The sequence below is a fragment of the Bacilliculturomica massiliensis genome (assembly GCF_900605495.1).
GTDB lineage: Bacteria > Bacillota > Clostridia > Peptostreptococcales > Anaerovoracaceae > Bacilliculturomica > Bacilliculturomica massiliensis.
On the sequence record NZ_LR027591.1, the window covers coordinates 1 to 25310 of the forward strand.

Genomic DNA, 25310 nt, shown 5'->3' on the forward strand with positions numbered 1-25310 from the left:
TCATGGTGTTGATTGTTTGTACTTGAATCTTTCCTGAAGTCTGCCGGCCGAAGCCGGTTCTCCAGTTGAGAACAACTTAATGTTCTCTTTGACTCAATTTCTACACTATGGAGTTATCAAGGTTCATTGCTTGCTTCTCAGGCTTTACAGCCTTTTCGCACGCTTTTCTTCGCCGCCGCCTCTCGGTGACAGCTATATTAGAATAACAGATTCCTTTCGGCTTGTCAACCGTTTTTTCGACTTTTTTCAAAGTTTTTCGGAAGACGTCTGTTTCTTCTTGTGCTGTTCCTCAGCGGGACAGCTATATTAGAATAGCAAACTTCGGATGGATTGTCAACAGATCTTTTTAAGTTTTTTGCAATTATCTCTGCAAAGATCCTCTAACCCCCTGCAGTCGCTCTTCTTGAGGGTATTATGTCCACCGTCTCAGGACTTATACATACTTTTTCCATTGAACATAAAAATAAATTGCAGCCGCACGTTTCGACGTTTCCTCAGAGTATGTTCGTTTCTGCTGTTCCCATCCGCGGTATTCCACGGCTATATACTGCGTCTGTATATATAATGTAGCGGTTTTACAGTTATTGTAGATTCCGTCAGCTTTTCTGCTTAGAAAAAATGAGACACGGTCTGCGTGTCTGCACACATCGACGGCGGTTTGGTATATTCCCGACAGCCGGCGGGCAGACTAGGTGCAAAATGCTTTAGATTGGCGGTGGTTTTTTGCTTATTATTTTAATACGTACTTTTATATTGTATGTGATCGTCCTTTTTGTGCTGCGCGTAATGGGAAAGGGCGAGCTGTCCAAGATGGATCCCTTCCAAATGGTTATTCTCTTTATGATCGCGGAGCTGGCTTCTCTTCCTATCGAATCGCCGGATGTTTCCATACTGACGGGGATCACGTCGCTGGTCACCCTGCTCTTTTTGCAGGTGCTCATTTCCGTGATCTCTCTGAAGTGCGAAAAGTTTAAACGGTTCATCAACGGAAAACCCAGCATCCTCATCGACAAGGGCAACATTGACGTAAAAGAGCTGAACCGGCTGAGGATCAGTATCAATGATCTGACGGAACAGCTGCGGCTGAAGAATTATCCGTCCCTTGCCGATCTGGATTATGCCATCATGGAGGTCAACGGCGATCTCAGCGTTATCCCATCACCAGATAAACGCGCTCTCACTCCTTCCGACCTCTCTCTCAAAACTGACAGCGAAATGCTCCCCATGGTCCTGATCTCAGACGGCAGCCTTTACGCGGGCAATCTGGATAAGGTAGGCATGACAGAAAAACAGTTCCTTACGAAACTGCATACTTATGACATCTCCGATTACAGCCAGGTCTTCCTGTGTTTTACGGACGAAAAAAAGGAGCTTCATGTCTATAGAAAAGATGAGCACACCGGCCGAAAGGTCTGCGATCTGAATCAGCCCGGCTCCGAGGCCATGAAAGCGCCGAAGTCCGGGACCTGCGATCCCGGAAAGCCTGGAAACTCCAGGGATAAAAAAGGGGGGAAACAGTAATGCGGTCCTTAATTATTTCTACGGTCAGCCTGCTCCTGATCTTAGGTATCTGGTTCGGTTTCATGACCTACTGTGAAGATACGCTGGGCGGCCTTGTGGCCGTCATCGAGGAAGAGATCGAAGTCAGCGTGGCGGCGGAGGACTGGCCGGCGGCGAAAGAAGAATTCCGGCGTTTTTCCGAGAGCTGGCACAAAGACGAGGCTGCCTTCTCTCTGTTCCTTGAACAGTCTTCCATGCTGGATACAGATTTTGCAATTGCCCGGGCGGAAGCGTATATCAACGCCGAGGACAGATCCAGCGCGCTGGGAGAGCTGGCCAGCATCCGCGAGCAGCTCCGTTTTCTTTTCCTGAACGAACGAATAAATCTTGAAAATATCATGTAAACATAGTATTCTAATAAGCAGTAGAGTAAACGATATGCGTTAAGTGTCATGAGATGGGATGTCGCTCATGAACGAAAGGCCCGCAGCCCGGGCTTGCGATATATCGTTGCGTCCGCTGCTGCATTAGAGAACATATGCGGGTCGGCTGAATTTTGCATACAGCTTCCCTGTCTTTAGTGTGGTACACTCGTTGTTTCTTACATTAAAGAAAGGGAGGTTTTTTATTATGAAGAAACAAACATTAAGTTCACTGGTACTGGCGTCTCTTTTCGCCACACTATCCATCGTACTGACTCAATTTCTCAGCTTTTACATCCCGTTTCTGGGCAACAATTCCGTTCGCATCGGGTTCGGACATGTGCCACTTCTGCTGGCCGGGCTGCTTCTGGGACCTTTTTGGGGTGCTGCTACCGGCGCGGTGGCCGATTTTGTCGGCGCTGTGGTCTTTCCCTTTGGAGGCGCTTATTTCCCCGGCTTTACAGTGACGGCCATGCTGACGGGACTGATTCCCGCCCTGCTGAAACGCTCGCTGGGATGGCAGCGCCTGGGATGGCTGCAGATTCTCCTGATCACACTGGTCACGGAGACGGTGGCTTCGATCTTCGTCAATACCCTTTGGCTCTCTCTCATGTACGGAATGAATTACTGGGCCACTCTGATGATGCGTCTTCCCGTTACCCTGTGCATGTGTGTGGTTTATTCCGCTGTCAACTATCCGCTCTATTCACGGGCGTCCAAAGAATTGAACCGTTTCAGCGTCTGAAGCGGAGTGTTTGAGAGATCCTGAAAGGCAGTGCCGGCTGCAGGACATCCTGGCGATCGGATAATTTTTTACACATTGCCCTTGCAATTTTCTCCTCATCAGGCTATAATATATAGCGATTGAAAGAGAGATCTTTCACAGTAAAACAGCCAGACTCACGGGAGACCCCATCAAAGCGTCACACACCGCCGGGGTCTCTCTATATTTTTTGTGCGGCCTACCGCTCCCGGGCCGGTCTCCATCCCAACGACGGACCGGATCCCGGCGGCGATGCGCCCCGGCAGCCTGGACATAAGCCGCCGGGTCACAGGCCCGCGATCACCATCCAGGCCAGCGCGCCGGGTATTCCAAGGACCCCTACCACCACAGCCGAGATCCAGCTCAGCGCCATGTGAAAGCCAAGGTAGCCCCCGATCCAATTGAACAGCAGAATGAAAGCTCCTCCCGCCAGACTGTTGAGAACCAGACGCAATACCAGTTTCAGCGGGACCAGAAATAAATACCCCACCACATAAAGCACTATGATGCCGAACGCATACGCGATCAAAATGCCGATCTCCGTACTCATGTCCATCTTTCTCATCTCCCTTCCTTCGTCCATCAAATTCACCTTATCCTGTATAAAATATTCCAGGGCGGCATAGAATAGACTATCAAGGTGATTCAAAATGGGGAAAGGACGTGGGAAAATGGGATCGAATAATTTTATCGGAGTGAAGGACATCATGGGACGCGCCTATCGCAGCTTCCTGAATATACCGGTGGCGCCGACGGAAGACGATCTGCTGATCTCCGCCATAAAAGGAGCGCGCAGAGACTATAAAATGGCCGAGAGCCGGTTCAATGAAGCCACCAATCAGGATCTGGTGGATCAGGCCATCTACGATATGCTTTCAGCCAAGACCAAATATACGTACTTGATGAAGCAGGCCAGAGAGAAAGACCTTCATTTCTGAACCGCGCTCCGTCCAACAAACGGAAACCTCATATCCAAGATCCGCACCGCCGCCGACGGCCGATGCGGATTTTTTTATGCCACGAGTCAACAAACTGTAGACGAATGGGGCAGGTAGGTACTGGAAACGTTCATTTACAGGATTTTTTTAATGGAATATAATGAAGAAAAAAGGCGAAACGATCAGCGCTTCCGCAGTTTTTCCCACAGGCTGTGGGACGCGCAGTAACGAGAACAGGTGGTAAACAGGTGGCAACGGATATGCAGACAGAAGACGATGGGGTGGTGACGCTCCTTGGCGTCAGAGGTTCCTGCCCGGTATGGGGCCCGGCTTTTGCCCGGTACGGCGGCTCCACCGCCTGCGTTTTTGTTCAGATGGGCGGCCAGTCCATCGTGCTGGACGCCGGTACCGGTCTGCTGTCTCTGGCCGATGTTTTTCCACATGGGGAGCAGCGTTTTTCCCTGCTGCTTTCCCACCCCCACGTGGATCATCTGATGGGCCTGCCCCTCTGTCCGCTGCTGCAGCGGAGCGAGTTTTCTGTATCTTTGTATTCTTCTCCACGAGATGGACGGCACACGCTGGAACAGGTGGCCGCCTTGCTTGCTCCCCCGCTGTGGCCGGTGGGGCCGGAATCCTTCGCCGCTCACATGCGCTGGGAGGACCTGCCGGCTCCGATGTTTGCACTGGGAGCCGTGGAGGTCAGATGTCTGGAAGTTGTGCATCCCGGCGGTAGCACAGCGTTCCGGCTGTCCTGCCAAGACCGCAGTCTGGTCTATGTCAGCGACGCAGAGGAAAGCGAGTATTCCCTGCAGCGTCTCGTTGATTTCGCCGCCGGCTGTTCCCTCCTTCTCATCGACGGACAGTTCACGAAGGAGGAACTGACGGATCACCAGGGTTACGGCCATATGGCGTGGGAGACTGCAGTATCCGTGGGCAGGCGCTGCGGCGCCGAAGAACTCCGGATCATCCATCACGCTCCGGAGCGGACCGACAGACAGCTGGATGAGTTTGAGGAACGACTGTTTCAGATGCGGGGCGACGATCATTATCGTTTTGCAAGGTGCGGAGAGAGGATCTGTCTATGAACAATTTAACCATGGAAAGACTCCTGCAGGTGAGTATCGCTCTGTCCAGCGAGAAGGACCACGACCGCCTGCTGGAGACGATATTGACCGCCGCCATGGATATTACACACTGCGACGGCGGCACGCTGTATCAACTGGAAAAAGACCGCCTGTATTTCAGGAATAAAATAACCCGCTCCCAAAATGTTTGGGAGGGCGGCAGCCACGGCCACGTGACCCTGCCGCCTGTGACTCTGAGCCCGGAAAATGCCTGCGCCTGCGCAGTCCTGTGCAATACGCTGATCAATATCAAAGACGTATACCGCTGCGACGGCTACGATTTTTCAGGACCCTGCCGTTACGACAAGATGACGGGATACCATACCCAGAGCATGCTGATCGTACCCATGGAAAACGATCAGGGGCAGATCATCGGCGTGCTGCAGCTCATCAACGCCCTCGACGACTCCGGCCGCACCATACCTTTCGCCAAAGAATTTGAACCTGTTATTCTTGCTCTGGGCGCTCAGGCCGCCATCTGCCTGACCAACATGAACTACGCCATGGAGATCCGCCAGCTGCTGGATTCCTTCGTAGGCGTGATGTCCGCCGCCATCGACGAGCGTACATCCTACAACGCCAATCACACCAGAAACATGGTCAAATTCGCCGTGCGCTTTCTGGATTGGCAGGAGGGCCAGGGCAACCCCTGGCATATGACCCGCCTGGGCCGCGAACAATTCCTCATGTGCGTGTGGCTTCACGACATCGGCAAGCTGAACGTCCCCCTCTCGATCATGGACAAGTCCTCCCGGCTGACGGAGGAAGAACTGCGTGAGATCTTCCATCGCCTGACGGAGATCGAGCTGAACTGCGAGATCGAATACCTGCGGGGAAAACTCACCGAAGAAGCGTACGCCCACAGGCTTAAGTCTGTCCAGCAGGACCGTCAGCTCATACTGGATGTGAACCGGGCAAGATATGTGACGGACGACCGCGTGGCTCAGATCGAAAAAATGGCGCAGAAGCCGTATTTCGACCGGAAGACCGGCCGCGCCCGGCCCCTGCTCACCGAGGAAGAGAAAGGGGCGCTCATGATCCGCTACGGTACGCTGACGGCAGTGGAACGGGCGATCATGCAGAATCACGTGGTCACCACATCCAAAATGCTGTCCCGGATGCACTTTCCCCGCATCTATGAAAAAGTACCCATCTGGGCGGGAGAACATCACGAATTTCTAAACGGTCAGGGCTATCCCAAAGGCCTGACCGAAGAACAGATCGCCCCCGAGGTCCGCCTGCTCACCGTGCTCGACATATTCGAGGCGCTCACCGCCCACGACCGTCCTTATAAGGACGCGGTCTCTGCGGAGCAGGCGCTGGATATTCTGGACGAAATGGTCTCCGAGGGGAAGCTGGACGCAGACGTGGTGGCGCAGTTCCGCCGGAGCCGCGTCTGGGAAGATCCCGAAGACGGCGAATCCATCGATCTGTATAATCAGCCCGAATACACGAAGGAGGTTGAGGACTTATGCTGAAACGCTTCATAAGCTGGACTCTGGCCCTTGCGCTGATGTTTTCCTGCAGTTTGGCGTCGCCCGTATTTGCCGCGGACAGCGCTGCGGCCACCACCATGCGGCTGGAACGGACGGAAGGGACCGTCTCCCTCACGGGAAAGAATGAAAAATCTCTGGTCATCACGGAAGGTATGAAATTGGCCAGCGGAAATACCCTGACCACAAAATTAAAGAGCTACGCTTACATCAGCCTGGACGACAAAAAGGCAGTAAAACTGGACGGCTCTTCCTCTGCCGAAGTGCAGAAATCGGGCAAAAAGCTCGAAGTCCTGCTCAACTCCGGCAAGCTCTTTTTCAACGTAAAGGTACCTCTGGAAAGCGATGAGAGTCTCAATGTCAGAAGTTCCACCATGACTGCCGGCGTGCGTGGCACCGCAGGCGTGATCGAGATCGTAAACGATCAGGTATCAAAGCTGCATCTGCTGGAGGGAACGGTGCAGCTGACCGATTACAGTTCCCCCTCCGGAAAGGCCCGTGTGGTCACGGTACAGGTAGGTCAGACGGCCACCTGCGTAAGCCCCACGGGAAGCGCCGGCGACGCGGCCGTTTCCGTGGAAAAGATGGAAGTTTCCGCGGTCCCGGGGTTTGCTGCGGTGGAGATCGCAAGAGATCCGCAGCTGGCGGACAAGATCAGAAAACAGTCCTCTCTGGATGTGGACAGCATGATCAGCGGCGCTCAGAGCCGCCTTGACCAGGACGAAGCCGCCCAGCTGAAAAGACAGCAGGCCGCCGGCTCCGCAGTAAGGGAAAACATCATTGCGGACAGCGGGATCTTTCGGGACAGCTCATCGGCCGTGGGCAGTAGCGGCGGCGGAGGCGGAAACAACGGCGGCGGAAACAGCGGAGGCAACGCCCCCACGTCTCCGGCGGAACCCACCCCGGACTCCATTACGCTGACAGGCGCTGTGACCGCAGACTTGGCCAACGCCGCCCTGACCTCTTTCAGCGCCGTGACCATCGCAAACGGCGCGGCCCCCTCTGCCACCACGCTTACCATCCAAGACGGCGAATCGGTGACGGTCCCCGCGGGCAGATCTCTCACCCTGGAGAGAGGCACACAGACCACCATCGACGGTTCCCTCGATGTGGCAGGCACGCTGGTTGACTCCGGCCTGATCCAATGCAATGTGGGAAACGCCGTCGCCGTGTCTGATACGGGAGTCTTTCAATTTAAAGGAGGTATACTGTGGGGCGTGCCCGGCCTGTCCGCTCCCCCCATCCACAACACCGGCGCCTTTCAGGACAGCTCGGGTTCCCGGCTTTCTGTAACGGGCGCCTGTGTGCTCAACGAAGGAAGTACTTACATGGAGAGCCTGAACGACGTCTTCGCCGCGCTTACCGGCGACAGCAATCGGCTGAGACTGGTGACAAGTTCGCCCGGCGCCAACCCTATCTCCGGCGATCTGGTCCTTCCGGCCGGGGTGGGTGTTTCTCTGGATCTGAGCTCCTACGAGCTTTCTCTGGGCCAGTACTCCATCACAGTGGAGGACGGGGCCTCGATCTCTCTTTCGGGCACGGGGATCATCTCCGCCAATGAGACCGTCCTGCGCAGCGCCGGGCGGATCGATATGTCAGGTACCTTCACGCTGCGCAGTCGTTCCGGCAGCGCGACGGCCCTTGAGATCTCCGGAGGCGATGTGCGGATCACCGGAGCTCCCAAAATATACGGCGGTTCCTCCGCCATCACAGGCGCCGCTCCCGCTTCCCATCTGACGATCAGCGGGGGAACGCTGCAGAGCGATTCCGGTTACGCTGTGACCTGGGCGGGGACAGGCGAAATGACCGGCGGCACGGTCTACGGTTACCGTCACGCCGGATCCGGCTCCCACATCTTCACGCTCCGAAACGGCAGCGTGTTGGAACCAGTCTCCCCCACCGCGGGAGATCCGTCCTCCCCTGCTCCCGTCAAGCTGGAGGCTGAAGGCTTTGTTGTGGAAGGCGGCGCAGCCGCCGTCGTACAGGCCGCTTCCGCTTCCGCGGTCATCGACAATGAGCAGGCGTCCTTCCGCTTCAACAGCGGAACCGTCGCGAAGGCAGCAGGCGGACAGTACTTTGCAGATCCGGAAAAGGTGGAATATACGGTCCCTTCCGGCTGTGCCGGCTTGTCTAACGACGAAAACTCTCAGCTGTCCTATGGAATATATGACGATCCAAAATCAGTTGTTGAGCAGATCAATATGGGGAGTATGGGGAGTATGGGGATCGATACGGTTTGTCATCTATACCTCAGGGACGGCCTGGAGCTGGATAAGAACATTATGGGCTATAATTTATCCATCACGGGGGTGGGCGACGCCCCGGTCACCATAAGCGGCAACTACTTCAGCGCCCTCGTCACGATCCAGCAGGCCGGCACGATAAACAACGTGGCGATCGTAAACAACTCCACTGATACTACCAGTATTCCTGCGGCTCTGGCCGCTCCAAACGTCCCCGACGGCTCGTACACATTGAAGGCCAAGTCAGAAATCGTCTGTCTGATTTCAAGGGATCAGCACATCCCGGGACAGTATCAGGACGACGGCTATTATACGCTGGCTTCCGACCAACTGCGCAGTGCGCTTCTATAATGACATCTTATAACCAATTCAAAAAGATCTGCGTCTGCCTGCTGGCGGCCGCTGCAATGACCGCCCTCTGCGGAAGCGGCCTCCTGTACCGGCCGGACAATGCGTTGTCCGACCGGCTCTATCAGCGGCCTCAGGCGCTGGACGGCAATATTGCCATACTGGAGATCGACCAGCGCAGTCTGGACGAACTGGGTCCCATTCAAAATTGGGGCCGGGGTCTCATGGCGGATATCATCCGAAGGCTCTGCACCGATCCGGAGAACGCTCCGGCGGTCATCGGCCTGGATATTCTCTACTCCGGCGAGACAGAAGCCGCCGGAGACCAGGCTCTCGCCGACGCCTGCTCCCTTGGCGTTCCCGTGGTCGCAGCCTGCGCCGCGGATTTCGGATCCCGGCTCGTCACTGCGGAAGACGGCTCGTTCTACATGGATCCCTCGTCCATCGTGGGATTCGACGGGCCCTATGACGCTCTGTCGTCGGCTGCCGCCGCTGCCGGCCATATCAATACCATGCTTGATGAGGACGGCGTTCTCCGCCACGCGATCTGGCGGCTGAAGCTGCCGGACGGCAGTGAAGTCCCCTCTCTGGCCGCACAGATCTGCCGGATCTATACGGAGAAAATGGATCTCAGGGGCGAAGACGGCGGACGATCGGCCGGACCCGAAACGGAACCGGGCCCGGAGACTGCGCCGCACATAGACGAGCACTCTCTCTGGTACGTCCCCTTCCGGGCCGCTCCCGGAGGCTACAGCGACGGCTATTCGGTGAGCGGCCTGTTAGACGGCACGCTGCCTCCTGAGATATTTGCAGACAAGATCGTACTGATCGGTCCCTATGCTTCAGGACTTCAGGATCACTTTATCACATCCATTGACCGCGCGCAGCACATGTACGGTGTGGAATATCAGGCAAATCAGATCGACGCCCTCCTGCACGGCGACAGGAAGGCGGAGGCGCTCCTTTTTCCGCAGCTCCTGACGGTCTTCTTTCTCTCGGCTCTGTGTCTGTACTTCTTTCTGGACCGCAGGATCCTGATCTCCGTCGCCGTGTGGTCTGCTGTCTGCTGCTTCTCACTGATATTCTGTGTGCTTCTGTACCAGAATGGTACCGTGCTCCGGGCGCTTTATGTCCCTTTTTCCGTGACGCTTCTCTTCATCGCCTCTGTAGCCTTAAATTACACGCGTGCGGCTCTGGAAAAACGCCGGGTCACAAACACGTTTCAGCGCTATGTTGCGCCGGAGATCGTCCGCGAACTGCTCCATGACGGCAGTGATTCACTGGAAACGGGAGGACGGCTTACGGAGATCGCCGTACTGTTTGTCGATATTCGGGGCTTTACCACCATGAGCGAGCGTCTGGCTCCCGCTCAGATGGTCCACATCCTAAACCGCTGTCTGACGCTGACCGCCGACTGCATCCTGGAAAATGGAGGCACTCTGGACAAATTCATAGGCGACTGCACCATGGCCTTCTGGGGCGCTCCACTGCCTCAGAAAGACAGCATTTTCAAGGCGGTAAAGACCGCTCTGGACATGCAGGAACGCTCCCGCCGACTGAACGAGAGTCTCCGCGCGCAATGCGGGTTCACAGTCAGCTTCGGCATCGGCATCCACTGCGGGCCCGCCGTGGTGGGCAACATCGGCTCACCGTTCCGCATGGATTACACGGCCATCGGCGACACGGTGAACACGGCCTCCCGCCTGGAATCCAACGCGCCTCCCGGAAATATACTGGTCAGCGCCGCTGTTGCGGACGCAGTGAGGGACCGCGTACAGCTCACATCTCTGGGGACAAATATCACATTAAAAGGAAAGACGGAGGGATTTGAAATTTTTCGCGTGGACGGTCTGTCCCCGGAAAAAACATCCCGAGAGGATCATAAAGTATGAGAAGAAGAATTTTTTCCGTCCTATTGGCGGCAATATTCGTCTGTGGCTCATATGCCCCTGTAAATGGGGCGGACGGCGATTCCGCTCCGCAGAATCCCGGCAGTCCGTCCGGCCTGTGCCGGACGGCGGACGGGGGCATGCTCATCACAGATGAATATTATAAAGTTATCTGGCAGCAGGGGCCCGACGGTACGCTTTCCCTGTTTGCCGGCGCCCTTTCCGGTTCTGGCGAAGACGGCGCGCCTGCAGGCGGCTATCGGGATGGAAAACAGGCCGACGCCCTCTTTTCCCATCCGTGGTCCGTCGCCCCCTTCCTCCGCGGGTACGCCGTATCCGATACGGGAAACAACGTGATCCGCTATATGGACGGCTCACGGGTGGTCACCGCAGCGGGGGACGGTCAGACGGGACTACGCGACGGCGCTGCCGCAAAAGCCCAATTCTCCCGTCCCACAGGTCTTGCCAGGGACGACAGCGGCAGTCTCTATATCGCGGACACCGGAAACAATGTGATACGCCGTCTCAGCGCAGACGGAACGGTCACAACCTTTGCCGGAAACGGCGAAGGCTGCGCGGACGGCGCGCTTTCCGACGCCCGTTTCCGCCAGCCCACCGGCCTGTGCTGGAGCGGCGGCACACTGTATGTGGCGGATTCCGGCAATCATCGGATCTGCAAGATAGAGAACGGGACCGTTGCCACGCTGGCCGGAGCAGTATTGCAGAGCGGCGACGCCGCTTTTCAGACCGGCTACCGAAACGGCCCTGCGGCCGCAGCGCGTTTCGCCAACCCGCAGGGGATCGCCGTGGGCGAGGACGGATCTGTCTATATCGCAGACACGGGCAACCAGGCGATCCGCCGTATTCGAGACGGTTACGTCAGCACCCTGACGGCCGCCGACACATCGCACGGCATGGACGCGGGCAGTCTGGACCCTTTGGATCCTCTGGCCGCGGCCCGACATCCGGTCTCTCCCCGATCCATGATCGCATACGGCGGTCTGCTGTACGCGGCGGATCCTTTTTCTCGGCACGTTTTCCGACTGAGCACCGAAGATATCCCGTCTTTTGCAGATGTACCGAAAGACGCCTGGTATGCCGGCGCCGTGTCCTTCGCCTCGGAAAACAGAATATTGGCCGGCACCTCTCACGCCGCCTTTGATCCGGAAACTGCGATGACCCGCGCCATGTTCGTCACCGCGCTTGCAAATCTTCACCTTTCCCTTTATCCTGATGAGCTGTTGTCTGGAACTGCGTATTTCTCTGACGTTCCGGCAGATGGATGGTATGTGAAGGCAGCGGGATGGGCATTTGAACGGGGCGTGATCAAAGGCGACGGCGACGGCTGTTTCCGGCCCGACGCCCCGGTGACCCGGGAGGAACTGGTCACTATGCTGAATAACTATGCGAAAAGCGGCCAAACCCCCGGCGCAGCCGCCGCGGGAAGCTCCCTGCAGGAAACGGAAAGCGCGGATAACGCGGATCTCCGTCCATATCCCGACGCCGCCGACGTGAAGCCCTATGCTCTTCCCGCTTTCCGATGGGCCTGCGGAGCAGGACTGATCAGCGGTTCTGACGGCAGGCTCATGCCGGCCGCGCCGGCTACCCGGGCCGAGACGGCGCAGATCATAAAAAACTTCGCCATGCTTCAGTGAGGCCCCGGCGGCCTTCGGTCCGCAGCAGGATCGAAGCGGCGGCGTTAAAAGGAAGCAGCGCCAGACAGGAACAATGAAAAGGAAAACGACATCGCACAAAACATCGTAAAGTGAGTTTATTGCAAAGGATTCTGATCATCTCTCTCGGCAATTCGTGCCGTAATTATAAAAAGACTCCGCCGGGCATATTGCGCATCCACCGGCGGAGTCTTTTCATATCCATATTTTCATCGGCGCCTGCCACTCTCAGTACAGTCCCGCCGCATTCAGCAGCCAGATCACGCAGGGCATGCTGAACATGACCAGGAGGTTTGAGAGGATCACCGTCTTGTTTGCCAGCATCAGGTCCCCTCCGTTGGTCTCCGACATGGGGCAGGAAAGCAGAGCGGCCGGCATGCTGAACAGCGTCACCGCGACCACGGCCACATCCCTTGGAGCAGGTATCAGAAGAAAAATTCCTGTAAATACCAGAGGACAGACCGCCAGTTTCACCAGAGTGATCCACCACGCCGTAGGGCTGCGAAAAAGCTCTCTGAAGGGAATTCGGCTGATGGAACTGCCCACGCTGAGAAGGATCAGCGGCACGGTCAGATTCCCTACCAGATTGATGGGCTCATAGAGCAGATGGGGCAGCTGTACACCGCACAGAAACAGGATGAAGGAAAGAACCGTGGCAAAAAGCCCGTTGTTCAGACACTGGCGGAACACGCCCCAGCCCGTCTCTTTGCCGAATATTTTGTAGCCGTAGGAAAACATCAGCAGATTCTGCGCCAGTCCGAACATGACCACATAAAAGATCCCCAGGCTGCCGAACAGCACCTGCATGATAGGTATACCCAAAAACCCCTGGTTTCCAAAGGTAAAAAGGAACTGTTCCGTGCCCAGCCGTCCCCGGTCCTCCTGTTTTGAAAACCGGCCCCAGACCTCTGAGACCGCCACAAAGAGAAACGTTCCCGCAAACCCTGCCGCGATCAGCATCAACGCGTTATGCAGCAGCTCCGTAGAAAACTCCCGCTGCATGCCGAAAATGATCAGACATGGATTGGTAATATTCACCACCACCTTGTTGATCGTCTCCGAGGCCTCCTGGCTGATATAACCCGATTTCCCTCCGTAGGCGCCGATCAGCATGATGAGAAAAAGCACTGCGATCTCAACCGCTATTTCCTGAAATTCCATACGCTTAAACTACTCCCAAAATTAAACTTGACGTCTGCTTCCATTATTGCCGCACCTATCGCCGCCCAGTGTGCGGCCGGCCTCGTTCGTATTCCTCCATGATCGCCGGGGAAGCGCTGGCTCCGATACGGTCCGCCCCCGCTTCGATCATCTCCAGGGCGGTCTTCAGGTCCCGAATACCGCCGGAGGCCTTTACCTGCAGTCTGCCGCCCACCGCCTCCTTCATGAGAGCGACCAGGCGGGCTTCCGCCCCTCCCGAGGAAAAGCCGGTGGAGGTCTTCACAAAGCCGGCGCCCCCTTCCTCCGCCAGCCGGCAGGCGCGCAGGATCTCTTCATCGGTGAGCAGGCAGGTCTCAAGGATCACCTTCACACAGACGCCGCCCCCCGCCTCCGCGGCGGCTTTTACCACCGCGCGGATATCCTCTCTCACATAATCGTCCCTGCCGTCCTTCAGCGCGCCTACGGCCAGCACCATATCGATCTCGCCGGCGCCCTTCTCACAGGCCTGCGCCGTCTCAAAGGCTTTTGTCTCCGCAGTGCACGCCCCCAGAGGAAAGCCCACCACCGCGGCCACTTTTACGCCGCAGTCCGCCAGCTCCCGCGCCGCCGTTTCCACGTAGCAGGAGTTGACGCACACTGAGTAAAATCCATACTTTACGGCCTCCGCGCAGAGTCTTTTCACATCCTCCTGGCGGGCCTCCGGCTTCAGCAGCGTGTGATCAAAATACAGATTCAGCGGTTTCTTCATTTCTTCCTCCCCCGCGCCATTCTGCAGCGCCTTTCTACCTTCGCAGGCGTCTCACCGTCTCCCGGCCGCCGCCTCCTGCGGTTTCTCTTTATCATCGGCCGTCCTTCGGCGGCCCGGGCGTCCGCATCTGCGGCGCGCCGTCCGCGCCCGCCCTCTGGCGTTCCAGTCAGCTGCCTGCAGTACCCTTCGCCGCCCGTCATCTGCTGCGCCGCAGGCGGAGCCTGATGCAGACGGGCCGGCCTTTGAAAAGGAAAGAAGGCCGCCCGCAGGCAGCCTCATCCCTTTGTCCTATGTACGTGTGGCTTACGCCAGGATCTCCACTTCCACATCGTTGGCCAGACCGGCGGCATTGCCCTCGTCGGTGTCCAGATGCATTTCTTTCTCGTGACCTTCTCCCGCACGGATCAGGACGTTCTCAAAGATCAATCCTCTCTCTCCGGGAACTCTCACGCTGACCATCTGGTGATCCGTCACGCCGGCTTCCTTCGCCTGATCGGCGGACAGATGGATATGCCGCAGCGCTACGATGGCGCCGTGATCGATCTCGATCTCGCCAGCCGGGCCTACCAGCTTCACGCCCGGGGTACCTTCCAGCTTTCCGGATTCTCTCACAGGCGCCTTCACGCCCAGAGAACGGGCGTCGGTCATCGCCAGCTCGATCTGAGTCTCTTTGCGGACGGGCCCCAGCACGCGGATCCCTTTCAGCGTGGACTTCGGTCCCACGATATCTACTTTTTCCTCACATGCAAACTGCCCCGGCTGCTTCAGCGGCTTGGTGGGATGAAGCTCGTAACCCTTTCCGAACAGCGTTTCCAGATCCGCAGCAGACAGGTGCAGATGCTTGTTGGATAATCCTACCGGTACTTTGTAACCCATTTTCTTTTCTCTCCTTTTTGCCCCGACCCCGGAAAAGCCTGCAAAACTCTCACCTTCCGCGCGGCTGCGTTTCACGGCGCCGGGCCTGTGTTATTTGAACTATATCAGCATAAGATCGGTCCCCGGAGCCTGACTCCCAGGACCGCCTGCCTCACTTGTTGATGAGAACCCCCGTCCTTATTTTTCCACCAGACAGGATATGTAGGGAAGATTGCGGTATTTCTGGTCGTAATCCAGACCGAAGCCCACAATGAATTGATTGCCTACCGTAAAACATTTGTAATCCGGCTGGATCTCCACCTTCCGCCCCTCGGGCTTGTCAAGCAGCGTGCAGATCTTCAGCGACTTGGGTTTTCTGCCGCTCAGATACTCTTTCAGATACTGCAGCGTGAGACCGGAATCCACGATATCCTCCACGATGATCACATTTCTGCCCTCCACGCCCGTATCCAGATCCTTCAGGATCCGCACTACGCCTGAGCTTTTCGTGGAAGCCCCATAGCTGGACACCGACATAAAATCTATTTTCACATCCAGGTCGACTTTGCGGATCAGATCCGCCAGAAAGGGCACCGACCCCTTCAGTATGCCGACCATCAGCACTTCCTCCCCCGCAAAATCAGCGGTGATCTCTTTTCCCAGCTCCGCGATGCGTTCCGCAAGCTGTTCCTCGCTGATGAGAACTTCCCCGAATGCATATTCCTTATCTGCCATTTATGCTACTCCTTCTTTTCATCATCCCCAGGCTCCCGGGAATCATCCTCTTCTTCCCGCACCTCATATTCTACACCGTCCACAATATTTTTTCCACGGTATTTTTTCTTCAGGTCCCGGTCCCGCTTCCCCGCGTCCTCTCCCGTCCAGTACTTATCCAGCTCGTCTCTCAGATAATAGAGAATAAACAGCCAGAGGATCAGATCGTCAAGAAAACCGAATACGGGGATGATCGGGGGGATGAGATCCACAGGGAGAATCAGATAGATCAGCCCCAGCACAACCAGCGCCTTCTTCCAAAAGGAGACGTTCTTGTCCTTCATCATATATTTGATGGCTTTGATCCGCTTGCCAAGGACGGCCAGGCTGATAAACTGCATCTCGCTACCTCCGCTCCCGATCCTTCACTCAAGGCTGAACCGCCCGTATTACTCCGCTTCGTTTCCGGGCGCGCCGTCTACCAACAGTTCCAAAACCTCCAGCAGCTGCTCCGTGCCCGTGCGCTTCAGCGCGGACACAGGGATGACAAGATCGTCATCCGAAAGCGCCAGCGTCTTTCGGATGACCGATATATTTTTCTGCATTTCATTCCTGGAGATCTTGTCCGCCTTTGTGGCCGCCACCACGCCGTCCAGCTCATAGTGCCGCAGCCATTCGTACATCTGAATATCCTGCGCCGTGGGCGCGTGGCGGATATCCACCAGCTGGATCACCTTGCGCAGGTTCTGACGGCCTGCCAGATAGGTCTCGATCATCTGTCCCCAGCTTTCTGTGACGGACTTCGATACCTTGGCATAGCCATATCCCGGCAGGTCGACGATGCGGAAAACATCGTTGATCTCGTAAAAATTTATGGTCCTGGTCTTTCCCGGATTTCCGCTGACTCTGGCCAGTTTCTTCCGGTTCAGCAGCAGGTTGATGAGAGACGACTTTCCCACGTTGGAACGGCCCGCGAAGGCTACCTCCGGCATGGTATCCTCGGGATACTGGGCCGGTTTTACCGCCACCGCTTTCAATTCGGCTTTTTTTATCTTCATGTTTGTTTTTGTCTCCCGTTAGACCAGCGCTTCCGCAAGCGCGTCCTCCACCTTGTCGATGAGAACGAAGGTCAGCTGTTTTCTGACGTTGGCGGGTATTTCCTCAATGTCCGCCTCGTTCTCCCTGGGAAGCAGTATCTTTTTGATCCCTGCTCTGTGCGCCGCCAGCACCTTTTCCTTGATCCCTCCCACGGGCAGCACATTGCCCCGCAGCGTGATCTCGCCGGTCATAGCGACCTCCTTGCGCACCGCCCGTCCCGTCAGCGCGGAGATAACGGACGTGCACATGGTCACGCCGGCGGAAGGTCCGTCCTTGGGCGTGGCCCCCTCCGGTATGTGGATATGCAGATCGCATTCCTTGTGGAAGTCCTCGCTGACGCCCAGCGCTTTGGCGTGAGCGCGGATATAGCTGATCCCCGCTTTGGCGGATTCCTGCATCACGTCGCCCAGCTGTCCCGTCAGCACCAGTTTTCCGCTGCCGGGCACCACCGTAGTCTCGATAAAGAGAGTGTCTCCGCCCACCACGGTCCAGGCCAGACCGGTGGTGACGCCTATCTCGTTGACGCCCTCGATCTTATCGTAGTGATAGCGTTTCTTTCCCATGAACTTTTCCAGGTTGGCAGGCGTAATGCGGCTGCTGCGCCTGCGGCCCTCCACCACCTGGCGCGCCACCTTGCGGCAGATGTTCGCCACCTCGCGCTCCAGATTTCGGACGCCGGATTCTCTCGTATAGTAGTTGATGAGATCCCGCAGCGCAGGCTCCGTGATCGTGAGGTTTTTTTCGTCCAGACCGTGTTCCCTGCGCTTTTTGGGTATGAGATACCGCTGGGCGATCTTGACCTTCTCCTCCTCCGTATAGCCGGAAACGCTGATGACCTCCATGCGGTCCAGCAGAGGCCGGGGTATGGTATCAATGGTGTTGGCCGTGGTGATGAACATCACTCTGGACAGATCGTAAGGCACTTCCAGATAGTGATCCATGAATTCTTTATTCTGTTCCGGGTCCAGGACCTCCAGCAGAGCGGAAGCCGGATCTCCCCGAAAATCGTTGCCGATCTTATCTACCTCGTCGAACAGGAACACCGGATTGCTGGTCCCCGCCTCTTTGACGGCGGAGACGACCCGCCCGGGGATGGCCCCGATATAAGTCCTCCTGTGGCCCCGGATCTCCGCCTCGTCCCGGACTCCGCCCAGAGACATGTGCACAAATTTCCGGTTAGTAGCCCTGGCGATGGAACGGGCGATGGAAGTCTTTCCCACTCCCGGCGGACCCACCAGGCACAGGATCGGTCCCTTGATATTGCCCACCAGCTTCAGCACAGCCAGGTATTCAAGGATCCTCTCTTTTACCTTCTCCAGGCCATAGTGATCTTCATCCAGGATCTTTCTGGCCTTCTTCAGATCCAGATCGTCCTTGGACACTTTATTCCAGGGAAGCGACAGGATCCACTCCACATAAGTGCGGATGACGCCGCCCTCGGCGGAAGAACTCTGGATCTTCTGGAGACGCTTGATCTCCTTTTCCACCTTCTCGTGGGTGTCCTTGGGCAGTTTCAGCTTCTTCAGCTGCTTCAGCCACTCCTGGATCTCATCCTCGATATCCTCGTCCTGTCCCAATTCCTCCTGAATGGCCCGCATCTGCTCTCTCAGGTAATACTCCCGCTGGCTTTTGTTCATCTGACTCTTCACTTTTGTGTTGATGTCGTTTTCGATGTGAAGGATCTCGATCTCCTTCATCAGATAACCGCTGAGCAGTTCCAGTCTCTGTTCCGCGTCAAAAGCGTCCAGGACCGCCTGTTTTTCATCTATTTTCAGATCCATGTGCGAAGTGATCACGTCGGCCAGCCGGCCCGGCTGATCTTCTCCGCTCACAGAGGCGTAAACATCCATGGACATTTTGGGACTGTAGTTCAGATATTCCTCAAAGGATGAAAGTACAGAACGCATCAACGCTTCCAGCCTCGGCGACATATCGTCGTATTCCTGCTCCCACACAGCCCTTACTTCCGCCTGGAAATAAGGGATCTCCTTCAGAAGATCCACCATCTCACCGCGGCAGATCCCCTCCACCAGCACGCGGATATTGTCTCCCGGCAGACGGAGCATCTGCTTGATCTTGGCCACGGTCCCCACGTGATAAAAGTCTTCGATGGTGGGAAGATCCGTGTCCGGGTCTTTCTGCGCCACCAGAAAAACGGTCTGATTGATCATCATGGCCTTCTCCAGCGCCGCGATGGATTTTTCTCTGCCTATGTCAAAGTGGAGTACCATGCTTGGAAAAACGGACAGACCGCGCAGAGGGATCAGCGGCATGACCTGTGTGTCCCTTTCCTGGTCCACAAGGGTCGGAGCTTCTATCTTATTTTCCTGATCTCCCAGTTCTTCTTTCTTCTCGTTTTCTAATTCAGCCATCGTTACTCCTCCTTTCTCTTCTCTTTTTTTGTTTTCTTACACTCTGCGCCCGCTGTCTTCACGGGCTGCCCAATGCAACAAAACAGGCGGCTCCCCGCCGTCTGTTTCATTTGGAATAAACTGCCTCCCAGCTGAGCTCAGGATGCGGATTCTTCTTCTTCTTTGGTTTTATCCAAAAGCACCAGCGCAGGTCCAGCGTTATTGTCGATCGTCCCTTTTGTGATGATGCACTTCTTAATGTCGTCCCGAGACGGAATGTCGTACATGACGTCGGTCATGACCTGCTCCAGTATGGAGCGCAGTCCCCGGGCCCCGGTCTTTCTCTCGATGGCTTTTTCCGCCACTCTTCTGAGCGCGTCCTCCTCGATCTCAAGCTCCACGCCGTCCAGCTCGAACAGTCTCCTGTACTGCTTGGTGATGGCGTTCTTGGGTTCGGTGAGGATGCGTACCAGAGCGTCTGTGTTCAGCTCCTCCAGCGTGACCATGACGGGAAGACGGCCGATGAATTCAGGGATGAGCCCGTATTTCATCAGATCCTCCGCCTGGATCTTTTTCAATGTCTCCGACGGATCCATTTTCTGTACGGAAATATCGGAATTGAAGCCGATGGTCTTTTCGCCGATCCTCCTCTGGATGATCTTATCCAGCCCGTCGAAGGCGCCTCCGCAGATGAACAGCACATTGGTGGTGTCGAACTGGATGAACTCCTGATGGGGGTGCTTCCTTCCGCCCTGAGGGGGGACGCTGGCCACCGTGCCTTCCAGGATCTTCAGCAGCGCCTGCTGCACGCCTTCGCCGCTGACGTCCCTCGTAATGGAAGGATTCTCAGATTTCCGTGCTATCTTGTCGATCTCGTCGACGTATATGATACCCTTCTGCGCCTTTTCCACGTCGTAATCCGCGGCCTGGATCAGTTTCAGAAGTATGTTTTCCACATCTTCGCCCACATAGCCTGCTTCCGTCAGCGCAGTGGCGTCGGCGATGGCGAAGGGAACGTTCAATATCTTTGCCAGCGTCTGGGCCAGCAGCGTCTTGCCCGAACCCGTAGGCCCGATCATGACGATGTTGCTCTTCTGGATCTCGACCTCATCGTCTCCGCGCTGCATATCCAGATTGTTGATCCGCTTGTAATGATTATACACCGCCACAGCCAGGCTCTTCTTCGCGTCTTCCTGATCGATCACGTAATCGGACAGAGTGGCGGAGATCTCCTTGGGCTTCGGCAGCGACTTGCTGTCTGTGAGAACCGCGTCCTCCTTCATGAAGGCCAGTTCTTCCTTGATAATGTCCTGACAGAGCTCAATGCACTCGTCGCAGATGTACACATTGGGCCCTGCCACCAGTCTGCGGACCTGGTCCTGAGACTTTCCGCAGAAGGAGCATTTCAACTGTTTTGATTCATCATATTTTGTCATATATACTCTTTCCCCCTATTATCTGGTGGAGATCACCTTGTCGATGAGGCCGTATCTGGCAGCCTCCTCCGCGTACATGAAATTGTCGCGGTCCGTATCTCTGGCGATGGTCTCCAGGTCCTGACCTGTCCGCTCGCTCAGAATACGGTTCAGCTTTTCTCTCGTGCGGATAATGTGCTCCGCGTGAATGCGGACGTCCTCCGCCTGACCCTGCGCTCCGCCGAGAGGCTGGTGGATCATGATCTCCGCGTTGGGCAGTGCGAAGCGCTTCCCCTTAGCGCCCGCCGCCAGCAGAAACGCGCCCATGCTGGCCGCCATCCCGATACAGATGGTGGACACATCCGGCTTGATGTACTGCATGGTATCATAGATCGCCAGACCGGCCGTCACGGAACCGCCGGGGCTGTTGATATAAAAGCTGATATCCTTATCGGGATCTTCAGATTCCAGGAACAGAAGCTGAGCCACGATCAGGCTGGCGGTCGTCTCGTTGACTTCCTCGCCCAACATCACGATACGGTCTTTCAGCAATCTGGAATAGATATCGTAAGACCTCTCGCCGCGGCTGGTTTGCTCTACTACCATTGGAACTAAACTCATTTCCTCAATACCTTCCTTTGTGATTATTCTTAGTAAATTCCGCCGGAGCGATACATTCAACTCCGGCGGCTCAGTTCATCCTTCTATATTTATTACTCAATTACCGCGTTTTCAAACATGAAATCGATGGCTTTTCTCATTTTAATATCCTGCTGCAGGTAAGAGAAGTTATCCACGTTCATCATTTCACGCAGTTTTTCCACTTCCATCTTGTACATTTCGGCCATGGCAGTCATTTCCTTCTCCATGTCCTCCTGGCTGGCCTCCAGCTTTTCGGCCTCCGCCACAGCCTCCACGATCAGCCGGGTCTTGACCTTCTTTTCCGCATCCGCTTTCAGCTCGCCCCGCAGATCTTCTCTGCTCTTCTGCAGGTACTGGCAGTACATATCCAGATTCAAGCCCTGATAGGACAGCTGCTGGCTGAACTCGTTGAGCATCTCGTCCAGCTGATCCTCGATCATGATATTCGGCACGTCGATCTGGTTGGCCTCGAACACCTTTTCGAGGACGGCGTTCTTGGTCTCAAACTCCACAGCCTCGGCGGCGGACTTCTCCAGCTTCTCTCTGGTGTCCTTCTTCAGTTCCTCCAGCGTGTCGAACTCGCTGGCGTCCTTGGCGAAATCATCATCCAGAGCCGGCAGCTCTTCTTCCTTGACCTCGTGGACCTTGCATTTAAATACGGCTTCCTTGCCCGCCAGATCCTCCGCGTGGTACTCTTCAGGGAAGGTGACCTTCACTTCCACGTCGTCTCCGGCCTTGGCGCCCACCAGCTGCTCCTCGAAACCGGGGATGAAGCTCTTGGATCCCAGCACCAGAGGCTGTCTCTCGGCGGTACCGCCCTCAAACTGATCGTCGCCCACGAAACCGGCGTAATCGATGAGGACCGTGTCTCCATCCTTCGCCTCTCTCTCTACGACCACCAGTCTGGCGTTTCTCTTCTGCAGAGCTTCCAGCTCCTTCGTCACATCCTCGTCGGAGACGGGATGCTCCACCTTCTCCACCTTGACGCCCTTGTAATCCTTCACTTCGAACTCGGGCATGCAGGTGACGGTGACGGTTATCTCAAAATCCTTGCCTTTCTCCAGCTTCGCTTCCCCGAATTCAACGTTGGGACGGTCCACCGGATTCAGCTCCAGATCGGCCAGAGACTGGGGATATCCGGAGGAGAACATGCTGTTCAGCGCTTCCTCGAAAAAGACGTCCTCTCCGAATCTGGCCTCGATGAGCTTCCTGGGAGCCTTTCCCTTGCGGAACCCGTCCACTACGTACTTTCCCTTTTCTTTCTGGTACGCTTCGTTCAAAGCCTTATCAAAGTCCTCCCCGGAAAAGGTCATTGTGAATTTCGCATCATTTTTTTCCTTGCCAAGTAATGTTGCTTTCATTTTCTCCTCCATTATATTTCATTATTTTTCCGATTAACTCACGAATTCAATTTTCAACGGCTCCGGCGTCTGACGCCCAGGGCCCTGACAGTCAAATGTGCCCAGCTTGGAAACTGCGCACATTATTATACCTTTTATTTATTGGAAAGTAAAGCAAAAAAGCTGAAAATACTGCAATTCTACGGTTTATGGCGTTAGAAGCACGGCGATTTCTCACGGCTCCGGAATTTCCCACGGGAGATGCTCCATATTCCAGAACTGGCGGTAGCGATTTGGCTGCACGGCTTCCACCTGAATGATCAGCGTGAACTCCGTATTGGCGTCGCTGCCCTGCACGGAATCCATGTCCACTCCGTCAAACAGGACGAGCTGTTGCTTCTGCGCCTTCACTCCCACGGCGGCAGAGCCGGAGACCGTCACAGCAGCCGACGTGACCAGAGAGGGCCCCACCGGCGTTTTATAATAATAACAATAATCATTTGCTCTGTTGTCGTACCAGCCGTCTCCCTGGATCCGGTAAGAGGTAAACGGCGCGTCCAGAATGCTGTCCGTCTTCCGGTCCACCCACTGTTCGAGAATACGTACCCGCACCAGCGCCGGAGATATGCCCTCGTAGTTCACCACATATTTCAGATCCCCCAGATATCTGTTGGACGACGCGGTGCTGATTTTTATGCCGCTCAGGTCGTCTGCAGCAGTCTGGCCGAAATACGCCTGTCCCGCTATGTGAAAGTCGCTGACCGCCACATCGGAGACCGCCTCCTCCTGAGGATTCAGCCACCCGAGGGTACCGGATCCCAGCAGTCCCACGGCCGCCGCTGCAGCCGCGATCATCAGGATCATCCAGCTTCTTCTGCAGAACCAATTGATTTTTTTCTTCTCGTCCATCTTTTTCTCCGTTACAGCGTGCAGTTAATGGTAAAGATCAGCCTGCCTTCCCGCTGTTCCAACGCTTTCCCATTGTCCCTGGCGCTGTCCCCATTCCAGGGCATCTGATCGTACTCCGCCCAGCAGAGCACGTCGATCTCAAAAGCCTTCGCCGTTTCGCCTTCTCTCCACGGCGGAAGCTTGCCCGGATAGACCACTGTATTGTTCGTCACGCCGTTGGTGATCTTGCTGTGATATTCATCCAGCGCAGCGCTGAGAGCGGCAAAATCTCCATATGCGCCGGTCAGCTTTCCCCGTATATACTGTCTGTAATTCGTCCCGGCGCCGTCCGCCCCGCGCACGCAGAAGTTCTCCGGTTCTGCCCAGGCGTCCGCCGGGATCACCATGGAGAGCATGCCGCTGTCCGCCGGCTGCGGCGCTGTCACCGTGGCCCGGATGCCCACAGGCAGTCCTCCTGTGTTGACGATCCGCGCCCGCACCAGCGTCACGCCCTCGTCAAACTCATCGTGTGCTCCGGTCACCGTTCCCGACGCCTGCGAACGCACCGCCGCCACCGGCTTCTCTCCGTCGTTGAGCTTCGCCGCGCCGGCGATGGGAACAGATACGGAGACCTGCTGGCCATTTTTTATCTTTTCTATATTCTCGCCGTTCATGTAGACGATATAGTCGATCACGCCCACTCCGTATTCCGCTTCCAGCCACGTACCTGAATCAGTAAACCACGCGCCTGTCTTTTCTGTTCCCAGCGCCGCTGAGAAGATCACCGCGGCGGTCAGGAGACATATGCAGATTTTGGTCGCTGCCATCTGTTTTTTCATAAGGCTCAATCATCCTCTTCCGCCGGTTGTTCCGGACTACAACGAAAACCTGTTCTGATAAAATACCTGCCAGTCCATGGCCTCGCGCTGTTTGGCCAGATATTCCACGGTGATCAACAGCCGGGAACCGCTGTACAGCTCCGTAAAGATCTGCTCCTCCTCTGCGGTGGGCAGTTCAGGGACTACCTTGACGGAAACCAGAGTATTATAACGGTCTCCGGCGCCGGCAGGGACCGCCACCGCCGCGGTGGACACCGTCTGTCCCGCGGGCACCAGCTCCCACTCGCAGGAGCGTTCCATCAAAGGCGCGTCCACTAAATTCCATTCGTATCCTTTTCCAGTTTCAAATGCCAGGTTCAGAAGCGGGACCATGAGCGTCCGGCCCGCCCTTTCCTCGGTTATTCCCAGCTGATATACATCCTGTGAGGGCCAGCAGACCGCAGAGTGGGTCGCCGCCTCCGGCAGGCCGTATTTCGTCACCACCTGCGCCGTGATCCTGATCCTGACGTTGGTAGTTACTGTGGATCTGTTCTCCAGACGCAGCACGTTCAGCGCTCCGTCCTTTACCTCGATCAGTTCTCTGCCCGGATAGATATAAGAATCATCCTCGCTCTCCACTGTGTTGGAGATAAAACTGCCGTAGGATCCGTCTGTATTGTCCTTTGGAAAATAACTGACGTCACCCGCCGTCAGCGGTATTTCTTCCAGTCCGGAATAGACGAACCAGGAATAGGTAGAGCCGGCGCCGAACATGCAGCCTGCCGCCACCAGCGCCAGAAGCGCCAGAAGCGCGATCCGCGGAAACGGCATACTCGACGCCGAGCCGCCGTTTTCTTTTTTTCTCCCATGCATGGCCCTCTCCTCCT

23 protein-coding genes and 1 riboswitch are annotated in these 25310 nt (G+C 56.0%); of the genes, 9 read left to right on the forward strand and 14 right to left on the reverse strand.

The window, feature by feature from the left end; translation table 11 throughout:
* Positions 1-723: 723 nt before the first annotated feature.
* The 3 genes from E0E37_RS00455 to E0E37_RS00465 all read left to right on the forward strand — a co-directional run bounded on the left by E0E37_RS00455 (position 724) and on the right by E0E37_RS00465 (position 2667).
* Positions 724-1521, forward strand: coding sequence for a DUF421 domain-containing protein (locus tag E0E37_RS00455; protein ID WP_130861015.1), 798 nt, complete (start codon positions 724-726; stop codon positions 1519-1521).
* Positions 1521-1904 (forward strand): DUF4363 family protein, encoded by a 384-nt coding sequence (locus tag E0E37_RS00460; RefSeq protein WP_130861016.1) that lies wholly within the window; start codon positions 1521-1523, stop codon positions 1902-1904. The genes E0E37_RS00455 and E0E37_RS00460 overlap by 1 nt, the downstream gene beginning before the upstream one ends.
* A 19-nt stretch (positions 1905-1923) precedes the next feature.
* A riboswitch (THF riboswitch) is annotated at positions 1924-2024 on the forward strand.
* Positions 2025-2130: 106 nt separating this feature from the next.
* The gene (locus E0E37_RS00465; RefSeq protein WP_130861017.1) at positions 2131-2667 is read left to right on the forward strand and encodes a folate family ECF transporter S component; all 537 of its coding nucleotides are present in this window, start codon (positions 2131-2133) and stop codon (positions 2665-2667) included.
* Between the two features lie 304 nt (positions 2668-2971).
* Here the strand turns inward: E0E37_RS00465 and E0E37_RS00470 are convergent, their stop codons facing one another.
* Positions 2972-3268, reverse strand: coding sequence for a pro-sigmaK processing inhibitor BofA family protein (locus tag E0E37_RS00470; RefSeq protein WP_246019591.1), 297 nt, complete (start codon positions 3266-3268; stop codon positions 2972-2974).
* An 88-nt stretch (positions 3269-3356) separates the two neighbouring features.
* Between E0E37_RS00470 and E0E37_RS00475 the strand changes: the two genes are divergently transcribed.
* The 6 genes from E0E37_RS00475 (at position 3357) to E0E37_RS00500 (ending at position 12375) form a co-directional block, all read left to right on the forward strand.
* On the forward strand, positions 3357-3623 hold the full coding sequence (locus E0E37_RS00475) for a DUF2508 family protein (RefSeq protein WP_165445136.1): 267 nt from the start codon (positions 3357-3359) through the stop codon (positions 3621-3623).
* A 260-nt stretch (positions 3624-3883) separates the two neighbouring features.
* The gene (locus tag E0E37_RS00480) at positions 3884-4708 is read left to right on the forward strand and encodes an MBL fold metallo-hydrolase (protein WP_130861019.1); all 825 of its coding nucleotides are present in this window, start codon (positions 3884-3886) and stop codon (positions 4706-4708) included.
* Positions 4705-6225, forward strand: coding sequence for an HD domain-containing phosphohydrolase (locus E0E37_RS00485; RefSeq protein ID WP_130861020.1), 1521 nt, complete (start codon positions 4705-4707; stop codon positions 6223-6225). Before E0E37_RS00480 ends, E0E37_RS00485 begins: the two co-directional genes overlap by 4 nt.
* A complete protein-coding gene (locus E0E37_RS00490) occupies positions 6219-8834 on the forward strand; it encodes a FecR domain-containing protein (RefSeq protein ID WP_130861021.1) in 2616 nt (871 codons plus the stop codon). Before E0E37_RS00485 ends, E0E37_RS00490 begins: the two co-directional genes overlap by 7 nt.
* Complete coding sequence (locus E0E37_RS00495) at positions 8834-10723, forward strand: adenylate/guanylate cyclase domain-containing protein (protein WP_130861022.1); 1890 nt, start codon at positions 8834-8836, stop codon at positions 10721-10723. Before E0E37_RS00490 ends, E0E37_RS00495 begins: the two co-directional genes overlap by 1 nt.
* Positions 10720-12375, forward strand: coding sequence for an S-layer homology domain-containing protein (locus E0E37_RS00500; protein ID WP_130861023.1), 1656 nt, complete (start codon positions 10720-10722; stop codon positions 12373-12375). The genes E0E37_RS00495 and E0E37_RS00500 overlap by 4 nt, the downstream gene beginning before the upstream one ends.
* A gap of 246 nt (positions 12376-12621) precedes the next feature.
* Here the strand turns inward: E0E37_RS00500 and E0E37_RS00505 are convergent, their stop codons facing one another.
* The 13 genes from E0E37_RS00505 to E0E37_RS00565 form a co-directional block, all read right to left on the reverse strand.
* Positions 12622-13554 carry an AEC family transporter gene (locus tag E0E37_RS00505; RefSeq protein WP_130861024.1) on the reverse strand — a complete coding sequence of 311 codons (933 nt, stop codon included), beginning with the start codon at positions 13552-13554 and terminating at the stop codon, positions 12622-12624.
* Between the two features lie 55 nt (positions 13555-13609).
* On the reverse strand, positions 13610-14302 hold the full coding sequence (gene deoC, locus E0E37_RS00510) for a deoxyribose-phosphate aldolase (protein ID WP_130861025.1): 693 nt from the start codon (positions 14300-14302) through the stop codon (positions 13610-13612).
* 303 nt (positions 14303-14605) lie between these two features.
* The gene (gene pduL / locus E0E37_RS00515; protein WP_130861026.1) at positions 14606-15178 is read right to left on the reverse strand and encodes a phosphate propanoyltransferase; all 573 of its coding nucleotides are present in this window, start codon (positions 15176-15178) and stop codon (positions 14606-14608) included.
* Positions 15179-15355: 177 nt separating this feature from the next.
* Entirely contained in the window at positions 15356-15892 is a 537-nt protein-coding gene (gene hpt, locus E0E37_RS00520; protein ID WP_130861027.1) for a hypoxanthine phosphoribosyltransferase, read from the reverse strand.
* A 5-nt stretch (positions 15893-15897) separates the two neighbouring features.
* Positions 15898-16272 (reverse strand): YkvA family protein, encoded by a 375-nt coding sequence (locus E0E37_RS00525; RefSeq protein ID WP_130861028.1) that lies wholly within the window; start codon positions 16270-16272, stop codon positions 15898-15900.
* A gap of 48 nt (positions 16273-16320) precedes the next feature.
* Positions 16321-16929, reverse strand: coding sequence for a ribosome biogenesis GTP-binding protein YihA/YsxC (gene yihA / locus E0E37_RS00530; RefSeq protein WP_130861029.1), 609 nt, complete (start codon positions 16927-16929; stop codon positions 16321-16323).
* 18 nt (positions 16930-16947) lie between these two features.
* Positions 16948-19242: an endopeptidase La gene (lon, locus tag E0E37_RS00535; RefSeq protein ID WP_334295417.1), complete on the reverse strand. Its 2295-nt coding sequence runs from the start codon at positions 19240-19242 to the stop codon at positions 16948-16950.
* A 236-nt stretch (positions 19243-19478) separates the two neighbouring features.
* Positions 19479-20756 (reverse strand): ATP-dependent protease ATP-binding subunit ClpX, encoded by a 1278-nt coding sequence (clpX, locus tag E0E37_RS00540; protein WP_130861030.1) that lies wholly within the window; start codon positions 20754-20756, stop codon positions 19479-19481.
* A gap of 18 nt (positions 20757-20774) precedes the next feature.
* Positions 20775-21356, reverse strand: a complete 582-nt coding sequence (gene clpP, locus E0E37_RS00545; RefSeq protein WP_130861031.1) for an ATP-dependent Clp endopeptidase proteolytic subunit ClpP — start codon at positions 21354-21356, stop codon at positions 20775-20777.
* A 92-nt stretch (positions 21357-21448) separates the two neighbouring features.
* On the reverse strand, positions 21449-22738 hold the full coding sequence (tig, locus tag E0E37_RS00550; RefSeq protein WP_130861032.1) for a trigger factor: 1290 nt from the start codon (positions 22736-22738) through the stop codon (positions 21449-21451).
* 213 nt (positions 22739-22951) lie between these two features.
* On the reverse strand, positions 22952-23626 hold the full coding sequence (locus E0E37_RS00555; RefSeq protein ID WP_130861033.1) for a hypothetical protein: 675 nt from the start codon (positions 23624-23626) through the stop codon (positions 22952-22954).
* Between the two features lie 11 nt (positions 23627-23637).
* Positions 23638-24444, reverse strand: coding sequence for a hypothetical protein (locus tag E0E37_RS00560; RefSeq protein ID WP_130861034.1), 807 nt, complete (start codon positions 24442-24444; stop codon positions 23638-23640).
* Positions 24445-24480: 36 nt separating this feature from the next.
* Complete coding sequence (locus tag E0E37_RS00565; RefSeq protein WP_130861035.1) at positions 24481-25296, reverse strand: hypothetical protein; 816 nt, start codon at positions 25294-25296, stop codon at positions 24481-24483.
* Between the last annotated feature and the right edge of the window lie 14 nt (positions 25297-25310).

Bases quoted from the DNA above. Each gene is read 5' to 3' on its own strand.
- E0E37_RS00460 (WP_130861016.1), top strand. From the start codon at position 1,521: ATGCGGTCCTTAATTATTTCTACGGTCAGCCTGCTCCTGATCTTAGGT.
- E0E37_RS00465 (WP_130861017.1), top strand. From the start codon at position 2,131: ATGAAGAAACAAACATTAAGTTCACTGGTACTGGCGTCTCTTTTCGCC.
- E0E37_RS00470 (WP_246019591.1), bottom strand. From the start codon at position 3,268: ATGGACGAAGGAAGGGAGATGAGAAAGATGGACATGAGTACGGAGATC.
- E0E37_RS00475 (WP_165445136.1), top strand. From the start codon at position 3,357: ATGGGATCGAATAATTTTATCGGAGTGAAGGACATCATGGGACGCGCC.
- E0E37_RS00480 (WP_130861019.1), top strand. From the start codon at position 3,884: ATGCAGACAGAAGACGATGGGGTGGTGACGCTCCTTGGCGTCAGAGGT.
- E0E37_RS00485 (WP_130861020.1), top strand. From the start codon at position 4,705: ATGAACAATTTAACCATGGAAAGACTCCTGCAGGTGAGTATCGCTCTG.
- E0E37_RS00490 (WP_130861021.1), top strand. From the start codon at position 6,219: ATGCTGAAACGCTTCATAAGCTGGACTCTGGCCCTTGCGCTGATGTTT.
- E0E37_RS00495 (WP_130861022.1), top strand. From the start codon at position 8,834: ATGACATCTTATAACCAATTCAAAAAGATCTGCGTCTGCCTGCTGGCG.
- E0E37_RS00500 (WP_130861023.1), top strand. From the start codon at position 10,720: ATGAGAAGAAGAATTTTTTCCGTCCTATTGGCGGCAATATTCGTCTGT.
- E0E37_RS00505 (WP_130861024.1), bottom strand. From the start codon at position 13,554: ATGGAATTTCAGGAAATAGCGGTTGAGATCGCAGTGCTTTTTCTCATC.
- deoC (WP_130861025.1), bottom strand. From the start codon at position 14,302: ATGAAGAAACCGCTGAATCTGTATTTTGATCACACGCTGCTGAAGCCG.
- pduL (WP_130861026.1), bottom strand. From the start codon at position 15,178: ATGGGTTACAAAGTACCGGTAGGATTATCCAACAAGCATCTGCACCTG.
- hpt (WP_130861027.1), bottom strand. From the start codon at position 15,892: ATGGCAGATAAGGAATATGCATTCGGGGAAGTTCTCATCAGCGAGGAA.
- E0E37_RS00525 (WP_130861028.1), bottom strand. From the start codon at position 16,272: ATGCAGTTTATCAGCCTGGCCGTCCTTGGCAAGCGGATCAAAGCCATC.
- yihA (WP_130861029.1), bottom strand. From the start codon at position 16,929: ATGAAGATAAAAAAAGCCGAATTGAAAGCGGTGGCGGTAAAACCGGCC.
- lon (WP_334295417.1), bottom strand. From the start codon at position 19,242: ATGCCGCTGATCCCTCTGCGCGGTCTGTCCGTTTTTCCAAGCATGGTA.
- clpX (WP_130861030.1), bottom strand. From the start codon at position 20,756: ATGACAAAATATGATGAATCAAAACAGTTGAAATGCTCCTTCTGCGGA.
- clpP (WP_130861031.1), bottom strand. From the start codon at position 21,356: ATGAGTTTAGTTCCAATGGTAGTAGAGCAAACCAGCCGCGGCGAGAGG.
- tig (WP_130861032.1), bottom strand. From the start codon at position 22,738: ATGAAAGCAACATTACTTGGCAAGGAAAAAAATGATGCGAAATTCACA.
- E0E37_RS00555 (WP_130861033.1), bottom strand. From the start codon at position 23,626: ATGGACGAGAAGAAAAAAATCAATTGGTTCTGCAGAAGAAGCTGGATG.
- E0E37_RS00560 (WP_130861034.1), bottom strand. From the start codon at position 24,444: ATGAAAAAACAGATGGCAGCGACCAAAATCTGCATATGTCTCCTGACC.
- E0E37_RS00565 (WP_130861035.1), bottom strand. From the start codon at position 25,296: ATGCATGGGAGAAAAAAAGAAAACGGCGGCTCGGCGTCGAGTATGCCG.